12 protein-coding genes and 1 pseudogene are annotated in these 13,861 nt (G+C 40.2%); 9 read left to right on the top strand and 4 right to left on the bottom strand.

Annotated features, from left to right (window positions below):
• Positions 1 to 225: 225 nt before the first annotated feature.
• From J2Z48_RS07675 to J2Z48_RS07665, 3 genes are read left to right on the top strand one after another with little or no spacing between them, the layout of a single operon-like run.
• Positions 226 to 453 (top strand): FeoA family protein, encoded by a 228-nt coding sequence (locus J2Z48_RS07675; RefSeq protein WP_307252420.1) that lies wholly within the window; start codon positions 226 to 228, stop codon positions 451 to 453.
• The gene (feoB, locus tag J2Z48_RS07670; RefSeq protein ID WP_307252418.1) at positions 450 to 2,456 is read left to right on the top strand and encodes a ferrous iron transport protein B; all 2,007 of its coding nucleotides are present in this window, start codon (positions 450 to 452) and stop codon (positions 2,454 to 2,456) included. Before J2Z48_RS07675 ends, feoB begins: the two co-directional genes overlap by 4 nt.
• 27 nt (positions 2,457 to 2,483) lie before the next feature.
• Positions 2,484 to 2,654: a FeoB-associated Cys-rich membrane protein gene (locus J2Z48_RS07665; RefSeq protein ID WP_307252417.1), complete on the top strand. Its 171-nt coding sequence runs from the start codon at positions 2,484 to 2,486 to the stop codon at positions 2,652 to 2,654.
• A 57-nt stretch (positions 2,655 to 2,711) separates the two neighbouring features.
• Here the strand turns inward: J2Z48_RS07665 and J2Z48_RS07660 are convergent, their stop codons facing one another.
• The 3 genes and pseudogenes from J2Z48_RS07660 to J2Z48_RS07650 form a co-directional block, all read right to left on the bottom strand.
• Positions 2,712 to 4,187, bottom strand: coding sequence for a UDP-N-acetylglucosamine 1-carboxyvinyltransferase (locus J2Z48_RS07660; protein WP_307252415.1), 1,476 nt, complete (start codon positions 4,185 to 4,187; stop codon positions 2,712 to 2,714).
• 118 nt (positions 4,188 to 4,305) lie between these two features.
• Positions 4,306 to 5,799 (bottom strand): DUF6056 family protein, encoded by a 1,494-nt coding sequence (locus tag J2Z48_RS07655; protein WP_307252680.1) that lies wholly within the window; start codon positions 5,797 to 5,799, stop codon positions 4,306 to 4,308.
• Positions 5,800 to 5,982: 183 nt separating this feature from the next.
• Positions 5,983 to 6,530 (bottom strand): annotated as a pseudogene (locus J2Z48_RS07650) (macro domain-containing protein).
• A 169-nt stretch (positions 6,531 to 6,699) separates the two neighbouring features.
• Here J2Z48_RS07650 and J2Z48_RS07645 point away from each other — a divergent pair.
• The 6 genes from J2Z48_RS07645 (at position 6,700) to coaD (ending at position 12,593) form a co-directional block, all read left to right on the top strand.
• Positions 6,700 to 7,017 carry a hypothetical protein gene (locus J2Z48_RS07645; protein ID WP_307252413.1) on the top strand — a complete coding sequence of 106 codons (318 nt, stop codon included), beginning with the start codon at positions 6,700 to 6,702 and terminating at the stop codon, positions 7,015 to 7,017.
• 716 nt (positions 7,018 to 7,733) lie between these two features.
• Positions 7,734 to 9,224 (top strand): spore germination protein, encoded by a 1,491-nt coding sequence (locus tag J2Z48_RS07640; RefSeq protein WP_442342008.1) that lies wholly within the window; start codon positions 7,734 to 7,736, stop codon positions 9,222 to 9,224.
• Positions 9,221 to 10,306 carry a GerAB/ArcD/ProY family transporter gene (locus tag J2Z48_RS07635; protein WP_307252409.1) on the top strand — a complete coding sequence of 362 codons (1,086 nt, stop codon included), beginning with the start codon at positions 9,221 to 9,223 and terminating at the stop codon, positions 10,304 to 10,306. The genes J2Z48_RS07640 and J2Z48_RS07635 overlap by 4 nt, the downstream gene beginning before the upstream one ends.
• Before the next feature lie 4 nt (positions 10,307 to 10,310).
• On the top strand, positions 10,311 to 11,438 hold the full coding sequence (locus J2Z48_RS07630; protein ID WP_307252407.1) for a Ger(x)C family spore germination protein: 1,128 nt from the start codon (positions 10,311 to 10,313) through the stop codon (positions 11,436 to 11,438).
• 86 nt (positions 11,439 to 11,524) lie between these two features.
• Positions 11,525 to 12,079, top strand: coding sequence for a 16S rRNA (guanine(966)-N(2))-methyltransferase RsmD (rsmD, locus tag J2Z48_RS07625; RefSeq protein ID WP_307252405.1), 555 nt, complete (start codon positions 11,525 to 11,527; stop codon positions 12,077 to 12,079).
• A gap of 13 nt (positions 12,080 to 12,092) precedes the next feature.
• Positions 12,093 to 12,593, top strand: a complete 501-nt coding sequence (gene coaD, locus J2Z48_RS07620; protein ID WP_307252403.1) for a pantetheine-phosphate adenylyltransferase — start codon at positions 12,093 to 12,095, stop codon at positions 12,591 to 12,593.
• A gap of 2 nt (positions 12,594 to 12,595) precedes the next feature.
• Here the strand turns inward: coaD and spoVV are convergent, their stop codons facing one another.
• A complete protein-coding gene (gene spoVV, locus J2Z48_RS07615; protein WP_307252401.1) occupies positions 12,596 to 13,813 on the bottom strand; it encodes a dipicolinic acid transporter SpoVV in 1,218 nt (405 codons plus the stop codon).
• Between the last annotated feature and the right edge of the window lie 48 nt (positions 13,814 to 13,861).

Below are 13,861 nucleotides of genomic sequence, written 5' to 3'. Positions count from 1 at the left end.
TTTCCTGACTATATCATCCTGCATAGAATCATCTCTTATGTAAATTATATAATAATTATTTTAATAGAACTGATATATCTTTATAAATAAAGTAGATTATACAAATTTCATGAGTGGTTTGATAGATAAAGTAGAGAAAAAATGACTAGAAAATGCTTTTCTTTTTACCTAATCTATTAGATAATGATTGATAATGAATATCATTATTGGATTGGAGTATGCAAGATGACATTATCCGAGTTAGAGAAAGGGCTACAAGCTCGTATCATTGATTTATCCAATATAAGCCCATTAGTTAGACGTAGATTGCTCGATTTAGGGATTCTAGAAGGAAGTATCATTCGCTTGATTCATAGACTTCCGTTAAGAGGTGCATTTGCCCTTGAGGTAAATCATCAAGAGTTTGGCCTTCGCTATGCTGAGGCGAAGAGGATTGAGGTTGAAGTAGTATGAAATCGATTGCATTAGCGGGAAATCCGAATACAGGTAAGACTTCCCTTTTTAACATGCTAACGAAGTCCTATGAGTATGTTGGGAACTGGACTGGGGTCACGGTAGAAAAGAAAATAGGTAAATTGAAGAGTGGGGATGCAGAGTTAATCGATCTGCCGGGGATTTATTCGTTAAATCCATTGTCTAAGGATGAAGGAATCTCTATCAATTACCTGATGAATGAATCCCCATCTACCATTATCAATATTGTGGATGGTTCACTTTTGGAACGAAATCTTAATTTAACGATCCAATTGTTGGAGTATGGAAAGCCACTTTTAATTGGTTTAAACATGGTGGACATAGCCAAAAGTCGGGGAATTCGGATCGATCAAAAGAAATTAGCACGATTGCTAGGTGTCCCTGTGGTTCCGATTATTGCTAGAACAGGAAGCGGTTGTGATGAAATTTTAGAGCAACTGGGTCAATCTGCATCTTCGTCGACGTTTCAGATTGATTATGGGGAAATCATCGAGGAAGCGATCTCTGAGATAGATGATAGATTAGACGCTGATCTTCCTTATCATCATAGATGGTTAGCGATTCAATTTCTCGAAGGAAATCATGTGGTAAAAGACAAATTATCAGCTTGGATTCCAGAGAAAGATTTAAATGAGATGTATAATCGAACAGAAAAGAAGATTAAAGATACAGGAGAATCGCATACACTTCCTTCCTATATCTATAAAGTGCGAAATGAGCGAATTAAATCAATTATAGGTGAAGCGGTTTATGTAGAATCAAAATCTGCGACCAATTGGACTGAGAAGATCGACCGAGTTTTACTGAATCGTTTTCTTGGAATTCCTTTGTTTTTGGCGGTAATGTATCTTGTTTTTCAGTTCACTTTCGACTGGCTGGGCAGTCCGATATCGGATCAATTAGATGGCTTTTTATCAGGTCCGGCTTCAGATGGATTAACTTGGCTATTAACATTTTGTGGTGCGTCATCGTTTATTAAATCCGTTGTACTGGAGGGAATTATATCAGGTGTGGGGGGAGTGTTAGTTTTCGTACCCCAGATTTTTATTTTGTTTTTCTTTATATCATGGCTTGAGGATTCAGGCTATATGGCACGGATTGCATTACTGATGGATCGATTAATGAGCTCTGTGGGTCTAAATGGTAAAGCATTTATTCCTATGATTATTGGATTTGGATGTAATGTGCCGGGAATTATGGCGGCTCGAACCATTGAGCATCCAAAGGAACGATTGTTGACGATCCTTCTATCTCCCTTAATGTCATGTTCAGCGAGATTGACTGTGTATGCGCTTTTCGCTGCTGCGTTCTTTAATAGCCATCAATCATTAATTGTGCTATCTCTATATGTGCTCAGCATTGTTACTGCCTTATTATTAGCGAAATTATTTTCGTCTACCTTCTTAAAACATGAGGATCAATCTGCTTTTGTGATTGAATTACCTCCTTATCGGGTTCCACAATGGCGCATTTTGCTAAGAAGTACGTGGGAAAAGGGGAAAGGGTTTGTTCGAAAGGCAGGAACCTTTATTTTTGGCGGTTCTGTCGTAATTTGGCTCCTTAGTTATGCGGGTCCAAGTGGCTTTGATGTAGAGATGAACCAGAGCTTTCTTGCGATCATTGGAAATGCGATTGCACTGCTTTTTGATCCGATTGGTTTTGGGAATTGGCAAGCAGGAGCTTCACTGCTCACGGGCTTCCTAGCTAAAGAAGTAGTGGTTTCTACGATGAATATTATTTATATGACCCCCGATGATACAGCTTTGCAAGGAGTATTAGGACAATACTTTACATCTTTGCAGGCATATAGCTTTATGGCTTTTACTCTTCTTTATGTCCCATGTCTAGCTACAGTCGCAGTGATTAAAAAAGAGACAATGTCAAAAAAATGGACTTGGTTTTCCATTGTGTATGCTCTGGTTATCGCATATGTAATCTCTCTAGTGATCTATCAGGGAGGGCGTCTCTTAGGATTCCATTAGAAATTATCTGTAGAATAGAGGGATAAAATGATTGCAAATCTACTGATTGGCATTCTCATTTTCGGATATGCTGGATGGACAATCATGCGTTTTGTAAGAAAGTCAAAGCAAGGAAAATGTGCGGTATGTAGTTTGAATAAGCGTTGCAATTCAGTATGCAATGATCCACAAAGTCAGGGTCCCAAGACATTTGCATAACTAGAGATAGAAAAGGAGGATACAAGGCAGTTAGCCCTGAATCCTCCTTTTTCACATTTAATTTTCACCAAATATTTCAATCTCAGCGCCAAGTAAATTTAGACGACTTACCAAGTCTTCGTAACCACGGGCGATAGAGTAGGTGTTTCGCAGGGTTGAAGTACCCTTTGCTGCAAGCATCCCTAGCAGAATAACAACAGAGGGGCGGAGTGCGGGTGGACAGATCACCTCGGCGCTTTTCCATCTCGTTGGTCCTTCAATATAAACTCGATGAGGGTCAAGCAATTCGACTTTCGCATTTAGCTTGGTTAGCTCGGTCAAGTAAATAGCACGGTTTTCATATACCCAATCGTGTACCAATGTGCGGCCGTGAGCGGTCGCGGCAATACAAGCAAAGAACGGCAAGTTATCGATATTGATCCCTGGGAAAGGGAGGGGATGGATTTTGTCCTTCGGTGCAGTTAGTTCAGATGGTTTGATCTCCAGATCTACCAATCGTGTGTAGCCATTATGAGCAACGTATTCTTCGCTCATCTCATATTGGAGTCCCATTTCTTCAAGTAGAAGTAGTTCGATCTCTAAAAATTCAATCGGCACTCGGCGTATGGTAATTTGCGACTTCGTAACGATGCCTGCAGCTAGTAAACTCATCGCCTCAATTGGGTCTTCGCTAGGATAGTATTCTACGTTTTGATTTATGCTTTCTATACCTGTCACTTTGAGGGTCGTGGTTCCGATTCCTTCGATCTTAACACCAAATTGTTGTAAAAATAGGCATAAGTCTTGGACCATATAGTTAGGACTCGCGTTACGGATGATCGTGGTACCTGTACAAAGTGCAGCCGCCATGAGGATATTTTCGGTTACGGTGTCTCCTCGCTCGATCATAACAATCGGCTTTTTCGGTTGGCAAGGATTCACGTGTGCTTTGTACAGACCGTTTTGTGAGGCATCTACCTCTAGTCCAAAATGTTTTAATCCGTCAAGATGTGGCTTAACGGTACGCTTCCCTAAATTGCATCCGCCCGCATAAGGAAGCTCGAAGTCAGTGAAAACATGCAGCAGTGGTCCTAGAAACATAATAATAGACCTTGTTTTTCGAGCTGCTTCCATATTTAAATTTTCGATGAGTAATCGCTCGGGAGGCTTGATTTCCAAGTCATTTTGGTCATTCAACCACTGTATCTGAACACCCAAACTCGTGAGAACTTCAATAATCCGATTAACCTCTTCTATACGTGCTAAGTTTCGCAGAGTCGTAGTACCCTTGTTTAGCAATGAAGCACAGAGTAGCCCAACAGCTGCGTTTTTACTGGTCTTCACTTCAATTTCACCTGAAAGCGGCTTTCCGCCATGGATACGAATGTTTAAGGTGTTAGGATTTTCTAAATGACTTGATTCTTTTTGTTCCTTATAAAGCAAGCCACTAATTTGTGTTAGCATCTCCATACTTAAGCTTTGTCTATTATCTTCCATTTGGCTTATGATTTGATCAAATAATTCATTAGATTCACTTTTTATCTGGTTTGGCACTAGAAATGCCTCCTTTGTGTAATAGATAAATATGAGATTTGCTATTACGTTATGATAAGAAGTATATCATTTCTAAAGCTTATTTGATCAGTTCCTACTACCTTTAACAAATCGTACACTATTTCGCTGGAAAGATAATTTTCACTGAATTATCTATTCGATAATAATCTCGGTATGCTCGTAGGGCCCAGGAGTAATCATGAATCTCATAACCAGCGTACTGTTTGTTTCGTAGGAGCGGAAGTGTTATGACCGTGTTTTTTTGTCCCTTGTACTGTGTCATGATGTGTTCTCTTTCTAGATGAATTTTTGCATTAAGCTGATATTCTCGAAAGAAAATCGTGATATTGAATAACGCACAGATCACCAATATCCAGACAATAGGGACGTAGAAAACTCGAAATTGAATGTTAGACCACAATAAGGTAATTAAACAGATTGCGAATGGAATGGCAGGAAAGGCAACGCGTCCTCCAAAGGTAGAGGGAGTGAAGATCATAATCAAATTAATCAAGATAAATCCAAGAGCGAGCACTAGATAGAAGTTGTTGTCTTCTTTCCAACTAATATAAGCATTTAATCCAATGATTGAGAGAGCAGTTATTAGCCCCATTCCAGTGGTCAAAAGGTGATTTCCAGTAACAAATGAAGCGATTTGCCCCGTGTTACATAATGGGGTTGAAAAAATAAATGCAATAAGCGGGACACAGATGAATAAAACGAAATGGACTTTTTTTGAAATCTGGTAACATAAGATGGCGGATAAAACGATAACGAAGATCATGAAAATCGATTGTTGATAGAGAAAAAAATGTAATACTTCAGGTAGCGTTTTTTTTATCTTGGCTAAAAAAGAAAGTTGATTGTACGATTCTAATCCTGGCATCTGAGCTCGTAGCCATGGACCTGGAGCTAAAAATAAAAAGAGGGTCCCAATGAAGTAGGAGATGAAGAGCAACCAATCCCAGATTTGAATCTTCTTTTTAAGCCACTTTTGCTTGATAAACCATATAACGAGTAGCAGTAATCCGATGGAAGAGATCTGTTCTTGTGACCAACCGGCTAGAAAGGAGCTAAGCAACACCAGCGCATATTTCCACTTTGCTGTAATGGGTTCTCCTAAGTCTTGCTTTCGAAAGTAGATCAAAGTGGCGAATAAAAAGATCATTGGGTAGACATAGTTAAATGCTCCCGTTGCATAGGCGAGAGTTTGCTTGAAAATAACGATTTGTATGAAGAAAAATAGTGATGTAATAAGGGTAGCTAGTACGAGGTCTTTTCTTTGTGGAAATCGAGCAAATACCAGATAAAACATGGTATAAGCAAGAACCGTTACGAGGATTGGATTCATCCATCTCCAAAGCTCGATTCCGCCTTGTAAAGTGAGGATGGTTAAAATATTTACGATTAATCTCCCGTTCATATGTAAATAATCGTGAAGTTGAGTTTGGATAATCTGATATAAAGTTATAGGATGCTCATAAATATTTGGCTCTAATCCCAAATAAGTTGCATAGCGAAAGTCGTCTCCGTATAGAAATGTAAACTGATTGATTCCCCATATCCCGAAAAAAAAGATAAGAAAAGGGAGGTGTCCTATGTAGCGTTGCATCTTTATCAATATATGAGATCTCCTTATAAAGTAGCGGTTTTTAGTAGTATATACTACTTTTTAAGCATAAATGTTTTATCTATTTATGTAGATCATTCCAAATTCGATCCGGTAGAGGAAATGAAAAATACCACTACGACCAGATGATCTGGCATAGTAGTATTTATATAGTTTAATAAAATTTTATATATTACAAGTTATCATTTGCATGTTTTGATGATAAATTTGATACGATTCATCATCAAATAGAACAAATCGAATCTCTTCCAATGGACGCTTATGTTCTTTCATAAAATGCAATGTAGTTGTTAATGCAATTTCCGAGGCTCGATTTTTTGGGAAACGGTAGATCCCTGTACTAATTGCCGGAAATGAAATTGTTTTGGCTTGGTGTTCGATTGCTAGATGTAGGCTATTTCGATATGTACGGACCAGCAGTTCTTCTTCTCTTTTTTGTCCCCCATTCCACACAGGACCTACGGCATGAATGACATAATTCGCTGACAGGTTACCAGCTCTTGTAATGACTGCCTCCCCCCGCCTTGCCGTGCCCGTATTTTATGACAATCCTCTTTTAGATCAGCTCCCGCCATACGATGGATGATCCCATCTACCCCGCTCCCACCTAACAAACTCGTGTTAGCAGCATTTACGATTACATCCACTTGTTCTTTGGTGATGTCTCCTTTTACGATGGTAAGGTAGGTATTTTCTATTTTTACTTGAAGCATGATTTCATCATTACCCTGGGATTGCTTCATTGAATCTTTTCCAATACAATCCCCTGAATGTGCCTGTTTCCACGAAATCTCATCTAGAACTGGGGCGAGTGTTGTTACGCTAGAGCTGGTTTTGAATAGGATAGATACGACTAGAGATTGTCATAAAGGGGGATCATCGATGAGCAGAAGTTATCAAGATCCGTTGTATAGGGATGTGGCGGATCTCGTCAATGCTACGACGGGGAGAAGAGCCATTAGTGCGAGCCGTTTGCAGAAGTTGGTGGCGGAGGCCAAGTATGTGAGGAAGACACAGGGAACAATGGGTTTAATGAATTATGCACAGAGGCTCCCTTATCAGTTTCTCTCTACTAACGAAATCGAGATGCTGAGGAGATCACCAAGATATCGGGAGTTCTCGCATCGGGTTATCGACTTATTTGTAAGAGAAGGAGTTATTTCACAGTTTGAAGCAATGATGTTGAGAAGAGCAGTGTAGATAACTCAAAATAAATCACCGAACGCATAAAGAAGACTATAACACGTCTGGAATAGCCTCTGGAAACACTATGTTTTTAGAGCTCTTCAGACCGTATACAAAATACCAACAATATCGAAACCGAACCCGTAGGGCATACATCCTACGGGTTTTTTAGCGCAAAAAAAGAGCTCGCGTTGACAGTTCGCGAGCCAATCGTATCTTCCATAACGAAAGATACTTTATGGGAGAGGAGAAACCGGAGGAAGAACTTATGGGGAAATGTAAGTCTTCTCCGCGGTTAGACAGCGTCCACAAATGAATGCTGTCCCTAGCTATTGTTACCAGTAGTGTTCGTTTTATACACAATATTTTTTTCAATATAACGATCACGAAAAAGTAAGAACAGAACCTCATTATCATCAAGGGATTTCCGTTTCTTTGTTTACTCAGGTCTGCAAATAACCAATCACATAAAATAGGCGCTGATATGCCACTTGCCCGAAGCATCGATAGATGGAGCGGACTTGCTTTTTCACATCTTAGCGGCTCGCTATTTGAGCTGTGGGCAGATACATTGCCCGGAATTGCTTACTCCTAATTATTCAGATTATCAAATAGGCCGTAGACAGATGGTATATTGTCCCATCTTTCCGGTTAAAGTAATACCGAAAAAAACCTGAATTTACTAGTTAGGAGGACGTAACTTGGAAAGGATCAGAAGAAGAAAAGCAAGAATGCCTCATTCCCAAAATAGCTTATCTTTCAGTCCAGAAGCAAAAGATGTGTCTCCTTCAGTAAAAGAGAATATCGATTACATAAAAGAACAGCTGTTCCATTCAGATGATATTTTAGAGCGTGATATTTATTTCGATGATCGTCAGGGAAAGTTGATTTTTTTAGAAACGTTAACAGATAAACATTTGATCATAGAATCGATCATCAAACCGCTGGAACGAGCGAAGGTTGGAGCGGTTGAACATGTAATTACATCCTCTGGTTTAGAGGTAGGAGAGAGTCTAGATAAAGCGATTTCTTGGATTATATCAGGAAAATGCCTATTGTTTTTGGAAGGGATTCCGGAAATGTATGTCTGCGAGACTGGCTTAGTGGTCAAGAGAGATGTTAGAGAGCCTGATAATGAGGGGATTGTACGAGGATCACATGATGGATTTATCGAAAACTTAGTCACAAACTTACATATGATTCGTAATCGGATCGAGAATCCTAATTTAGTGGTTCGATACTTTTCTCTAGGAAAAAAAAGCGATACCAAAGTCGCATTAGTATATATGAAGAACTTGGCAAAGGAGGAGCTGGTTGAGGAAGTAGCACGACGACTTAACTTAATTCCTACTGATTTTATTCTCTCACCTGGCTTTATTGGGGAGTACATTGAGGATGATACATACTCTCCGTTCCCACAATTATTGTATACAGAAAGGCCTGACCGGACCATTGCGTACTTAATGGAAGGTCGATTTGCTATTTTGACAGAAGGGAATCCGACTTCCATTATTGCTCCTGTTACATTGTTTTCATTTTATCAATCACCAGATGACTATCATTCTAGGTGGATGTTTGGTTCATTGATTCGCACCATTCGCTTTGCGAGCTTTTTGATCGCTTTTATTTTACCGGGATTATATATTTCAGTCGTTACGTTTCATCCTGAAGTGCTTCCAATCGAGCTTATTTACTCAGTTAAAAGCTCCATCGAAAGAGTTCCTTATCCGTCTCTGATTGAGGCGTTCTTTATGGAGTTAACACTTGAGTTGATTCGGGAGGCAGGTATTCGGTTACCCACTAGGGTGAGTCAGACGATTGGGATTGTAGGGGGACTTGTGATTGGAGACTCTGTTGTGCAAACGGGGTTAGTATCCTTGCCGATGATTATTGTAGTAGCGTTAACAGCGATATCTGCTTTTGTTGTTCCATCGCATGAACTGAGCTCAACTGTAAGGCTTCTACGATTTCCTCTTATGATAGCGGCCGCGATGTTTGGATTCATCGGGATGACAGCAGGACTATTTTTGATCTTTACCCATTTAGGGAAGCTAGAAACATTCGGGAATCCATATTTTTCTCCGATGATGCCCTTTAAACTAAAAGGCTTTAAAGATACCTTTATTCGATTCCCTCTCTGGCATTTGAATAAAAGTACAAAAGACTCTACACCGGATCAACGAAATTCAGAAAAAGCAATCCTTGGGGAGGGGAGGAAATGAATTACTCTGTAAAAGATAAAATTACGCCAAACCAATTTCTATTTTTTATTTTACAGACCCAGTTGGGTGTAGGCATCTTGTCCTTAGCGCACCAAATCCATAAAGATGCGAAAGGCGGAGCTTGGATTTCGGTCCTCATTGGGGGGCTTATTTCTCAAGTTATGATTGTCATTTTTTGGGCTTTTCTCAAGAAAAATCAAGCTTCAAACTTTTTGCAAGCAATGGAAAAGCTAGTAGGGAAAATGACTGCAAAAGGTTTAGTGATTGGTTATAGTTGCTTCTATGCGCTCGTCACGGTTCTTGAATTGTCAGAGTATGTAAGAATCATGACGAAATGGGTATTCCCTGAAACACCTGTCTGGGTTAACATCCTAATTGTCGCAACGGCTGCGGTGTATCTGGCAAAAGAATCGCTCAGGGTTATTTCTCGTATGTATGTATTTGTAAGCTTTCTCATTTTTCCGCTTGTTATTTTTACTATCTTTGGATTTAAAAATGTTCATTTTACATATCCCATGCCTTTCCTTGAAGAGGGATGGTTAGCTATTTTTAAAGGTGCTAACTTGTCTTTCTTTTATTTTTTGGGTTATGAAGCTATGCTGTTAACTTATTTTGCGGTGGAAGGATCGGATAAAGGCAAACTGAAGGCGGCTTCTTTAGGGAATCTTCTTGTGACGATTGTGTATACGTTTACTACCTATGTATGCCTCATATCATTTGCCCCAAACGAGTTGCCTTTGGTTCCTGAGCCCATGCTATATGTGTTGAAGTCGTATTCCCTTCATGTAGTTGAACGGATTGATTTGATTTTTCTATCTATTTGGATGGTTAGTGTCACTACTTCTGTTTGTAGCTTTATTTATCTTTCATCCATAGGAGTAGCGCAATTATGTAAAGCAAAGGATCATAGGAAATTTGTATATTGGATTGCGGCTGTCTGCTGTATTGGTACTACTTTTACGCTTACTCCTCATCGAGGTGAGATGTTGGATGATTTTATTAAAATAATAAGTTACGGCTTTGTTTTTGGGATACCTATTCTTCTGTTCATTATCTCATTATTTAGGGGAAGGAAGCGTTGACTTAGTGAATTCTTTAACTGTAAAAAAGGCCTTGTCAGTATGTTTTTGCATTCTTTCTCTGTTTATCTTACCGGGTTGTTGGGATCAAGATTTATTAAAGACGGCAGATCTGGTTTACATCACAGCATTTGACCAAACTCCTGAAGGTCGATTAAAAATGACGATTGGCATTCATGATATTCCTGCGGGTCAAGGCGATAAGCCTATTTGTCAAACTTATACGGCAGAAGGGGACTCTACGAGGAGTCTACGCAATGCATTAGACCGGCAAACTTCGGGTAACTTCCGTACATATAAAACAAGGGTTTTGTTATTTAGTAGTAAGGAAGCACAGGAAGATATCTATCCTTTACTCGATTCCATCTACCGTGATCCCAAAGCAGCACTTGATGCTAGGATGGCCGTTGTAGAAGGAGAGGCAGGAGAGTTAGTAAATTTAAAAGAGCTAAAAGGAACGTTAATTGGTCGATTTTTTGAGGAACTCCTTTTGGGTGGTGAGAAGACTACCTTAATTCCTAGGACTACTGTTCAGTCAGTCTGCTCCAATATGTTAGATCCAGGACAAGATTTTGGTTTGCCCTATATTACGAGGAAGGATGGGGCGATATCCATTTCTGGAATTGCCATGTTTCATAACAATTCGTATACAAATACACATCTATCAGTCGAGGAAGCTACTTTATTTTTAGTTTTAAAGGACAAGTTAGAGGAAAAGGGATCCCTATTCAGAGAAGTACCCATGGAAGATAAGAAAGTAAGTTTGATGTTCGATATAAGAGATGAACACCGTAAGTTTGATGTAGATGTAACGGAGGATGGAAAAGTAAAGGTTGATCTACAAATAAAAATTAAAATAGCGATAACGGAATTACAAACGGAAATAGGAAGCGACTATGCTACTATGAAAAAATTAGAAAAAGCACTTAGTGAGGATCTTACACGGATGTCTAAGCAAGTGATTTCAAAGATGCAAAAGAGTGGATTTGATGGTTTCGGGATAGGGAGACAGTTAATAGCACACCACTTTTCGTACTGGAAGAAAGTAGAGAAAGACTGGGGTGATCTTTATAAAACGGTACAAATAGAGCCACAGGTAGAAGTGGAGACGATTCACAGGGGAATTATTAATTAGTAACGAGCAAGAAGAGAGTTGCTGGACTCGCTATTATCTTGGTAGGATAAAAATGTTGTTTTAGATCAAGAAATTAGGTGAGTGTGATGAGGATTATCGCGGGTGACGCTCGTGGTACGAGATTAAAGATGGTTCCTGGGAAACATGTTCGTCCGACTGCAGACCGAGTCAAAGAGTCATTGTTTTCGGTAATAGGTCCTTTTTTTGAAGGAGGAAAAGGACTTGATTTGTTTGCGGGAACAGGCGCTCTCGGTTTAGAGGCGTTAAGTCGCGGCTTGGATCATGTAACATTTGTGGATGATGCTCGTGCTAGTGTGGATACCGTAAAGGAAAATGTTAGGTTGACGAAAATGGCTGATCGCGCTACGCTAATCAAGCGTGATGCACGGACATATGTGAAAACGCTTGCAGATCAAGCAAAATACACTGTTATTTTCTTGGATCCACCCTATCATGAGGGTTTTTATGAGGCGATCCTGACATGTATTGGGGAGAAGGAACTGCTTACAGATGAGGGAACGCTCGTGGTGGAGCATCCTTCTAAGTTGGAGATGCCAATAGAGTTAGCAGGGCTCTCTGCTTATCGTCAGTTATCCTATGGAGATACAGCGATCACATTGTACGAATACAGCCAGACTTGATGGAGGACGAGCTATGAAAGTTGCCGTATATCCAGGAAGCTTTGACCCCATTACATATGGACATCTTGATATTATCCAACGGGGCGCAAAAGTGTTTGATAAGATTATTGTAGCTACGCTTGTGAACTCAGCAAAGAACCCCTTGTTTTCGACTGATGAGCGCACCGGGATGGTTCGAAAAGCGGTAAGTGGGATTCAAGATTGTGAGATCGAGGTCGATCATTTTGATGGTTTATTAGTGGATTATGTGAAGAAACGGCAAGCAAACGTGATTTTACGGGGCTTGCGGGCGATCTCTGATTTTGAGTATGAATTACAGATTGCATCGGTCAATCGAATTATCAGCGATGAAGTGGAAACATTATTTTTTATGTCAAATAATAAGCATTCATTTATTAGTTCTTCTATGGTAAAAGAAATTGCTCGCTATGGTGCGGAAACCAAAGAATTGGTTCCTGACTTTGTGGCGCAGATGTTACGAGAAAAATTTGGTTATACGAAAAAAACCCGCTAGTTTTATAACCGGCGGGTTTTCTTGTATAGTTTGTATACCCAAAAAATGATGAAAAACAAGGAGAAATAGTGCCAAAAAGTCCAAGGACCGTCCTGTATAGGGAGATGACGGGTCCAAGAAAAAGCAGGTGCGACGGTCGGTTGATCTTGTAACCATGGTTGCATGGGAATGTATAGAAGCCATGTTGCGGCACAAGCTAAGGTACCATGAAGTATTTTTGCAAAGAAATATGGTTTATAACTAATATCAGTACGACTTAGCAAGCTGGCAACTTGTGCATGAATGGATAATCCGTTCCATCCGATAAAAAAGCTGACAACCGATAGTTTGATTAATAGTGGAATGGGAATGGAAGTTTCGCTTATGACCTGAGATCCGATCGTCATCTCGAAGATTCCAGCAATAAACGGATGATGAAGAGAGTCTGGAAGCTGAAACAGAGAAAACAGAAAGCCTAGAAGATGAGTTAAGAAAGTCGTAATCCCAATAAAGGTAAGAAGGTGTACCAATACCGAAAAGACGATAATAAATCCACCGATCATCAGGAGGGTTTGGACGGCGCTGGTGACTGCTTCTCCTAGTAGCTGTCCGATGGGTCTTCCATCGTTTAGTCTAGCGTGATGCATGGCTCTAAGAGCGCGAATAACGATGTTAGCGCGTCGTCTATCGAGTCGTGGGGTCATGGGGGCATTTTTTTGATAGAAACGCATACAGATTCCTACGATGATAGCAGATCCATAGTGAGCGATGGCTAGTAGGATACCAAGTGAGCTGTTTTCAAAGAATCCAACAGAGACGGCGCCAAAGATAAAAAGGGGACCTGCTGTGGTGGTAAAGGAAACAAGTCGTTCCGCTTCTGCTTTGCTGATTAGTTTATCTTCGCGTAAGCGCGTGGTTAGTTTGGCCCCCATTGGGTTGCCAGAGATGAGACCCACTGCCATGACAAAAGCTCCTGCTCCTGGTACTCGAAACAAAGGGCGCATAAGGGGTTCGAGTAGAACACCGAGCAGATGAACGACACCGAATCCCATTAAAATTTCGGCTGTGATAAAAAAAGGTAATAAAGCAGGGAATACGACTTCCCACCATATTTTAAGTCCGCGGAGAGACGCCTGAAACGACTCATCAGGGTATTTCATCAGGACAATTGCAAAGACACAAACACCAGAAGCAAGAAGGATAGATTGTAGTTGCTTCCGGGGGAGAAGGGTTCGAATCATTTGGTCATTCTCTCCTCATCGACACTTCGGTCACAGTAAATATGTATG

The sequence above is a fragment of the Croceifilum oryzae genome (assembly GCF_030814315.1).
Lineage (GTDB): Bacteria > Bacillota > Bacilli > Thermoactinomycetales > Thermoactinomycetaceae > Baia > Baia oryzae.
The sequence above is the reverse complement of the archived record's forward strand: the minus strand, read 5'-3'. Positions and strand labels throughout refer to the sequence as shown.